General features: G+C 70.1%; 1 protein-coding gene. It reads left to right on the top strand.

Annotated elements, in window-relative coordinates; translation table 11 throughout:
• Positions 1–297: 297 nt before the first annotated feature.
• Entirely contained in the window at positions 298–1,377 is a 1,080-nt protein-coding gene (locus tag KBX08_RS33245) for an IS110 family transposase (RefSeq protein WP_210787709.1), read from the top strand.
• Positions 1,378–1,400: the final 23 nt, after the last annotated feature.

Raw genomic sequence — 1,400 nt, 5'->3', positions numbered from 1 at the left:
AAGTGCAAGACGCTTCTATGTCGGTGGTGATCGGTTCGGCTGGTTGCCGCTAGGTTCGGCGTCGGTGATCGCTTGGGTGGCTCATTGCCGATCCGGCCGCTCGGAGTGCGGGTGTGCCTTGTGCAAGACCTGTCCCCAGGTGGTCGTCGGCGCCGGCCCGGCCCACCTTGCTGGCCTGATCAGAAGCCTGCCCGTGCGAGCACACGTGGCCCATCACAGATTTGCCGCCGAGGTGACCGCATCCCGAGCCGACGCCGACTGTCCCGGTCGTCACTGGCAAAGGAGCAACAACCCGAGATGGCACAGATCGTAGAGCGGGTCACGGATCGCTATGACGTGGTGGTGGGGGTGGATACCCACACCGACACGCACACCGCTGCCGTGCTCGACCGGTTCGGGGCGGTGCTGGCGCAGGTCACTGTGTCCACCGACGCGGACGGGTTGAGCCGGCTGGTGGCCTTCGCCGCCGCGCACACCCCACCGGACGGGCGCCGGTTGTGGGCGGTGGAGGGCACCCGGGCGCACGGTCAGGGACTATGTCGACTGCTCAGCGCCGCGGGTGAACCGGTCTGCGAGGCACCCAAACCGGCCGCAGCGGCCCGCCGTCGGGGCGGCAAGTCCGATCAGCTGGACGCGGTCGCCGCCGCCCACGCGGTGCTGGCGCTGTCCACCGACCATATCGCTGTGCCCCGCAGCGACGGACCACGCGAAGCGCTGCGTCTGCTGCTGGTCTGCCGCCGCCACCACAGCGACGCCCGCACCGCCACGGTCAACCTGGTCAAGGCCCTGATCCTGACCGCCGACGACACTCTGCGCCACGCCCTACGCGGGCTATCCACCGCCAGCCAGGTCACCCGCCTGGCAGCCCTCGACCTACCCGAGAACACCCACCTGCCCATCGAGGAACACACCCGCCGCCGCGAACTGGGCACCCTCGCCCGTCACATCCACACCCTCGACGCCGCACTGGCCGACAACCACCGCCGCCTACGCGCCCTCGTCACCGACCTGTGCCCACCCCTGCTCGACCAACCCGGAGTCGGACCCGTCACCGCCGCGATCGCCCTCACCGCCTGGTCACACCCCGGCCGCGTCCGCTCAGAAGCCGCCTACGCCACCCTCGCCGGCGCCGCCCCCATCCCCGTGGCCAGCGGCCGCACCGACCGACACCGCCTCAACCGCGGCGGCGACAGAACCCTCAACAGCGCCCTACACACCATCGCCCTAACCCGCCGCCGCATCCACCCCGAAACCCGCGACTACATCAACCGACGCCGCGCCGAAGGCCGCACCACCAGAGAAATCACCCGCTGCCTCAAGCGCTACATCGCCCGACAGCTCTACCGAACCATCACCACCCACCACCGCACCCCTTGACAACCCCCACTCACAGATCGGCG

Origin of the sequence: Micromonospora sp. H61 (assembly GCF_018070325.1) — a bacterium.
In the GTDB taxonomy this organism is placed as follows: domain Bacteria; phylum Actinomycetota; class Actinomycetes; order Mycobacteriales; family Micromonosporaceae; genus Micromonospora; species Micromonospora salmantinae.
The sequence above is the reverse complement of the archived record's forward strand: the minus strand, read 5'-3'. Positions and strand labels throughout refer to the sequence as shown.

Excerpts from the sequence above, each read along its gene's own strand:
- KBX08_RS33245 (WP_210787709.1), top strand. The coding sequence starts at position 298 with ATGGCACAGATCGTAGAGCGGGTCACGGATCGCTATGACGTGGTGGTG.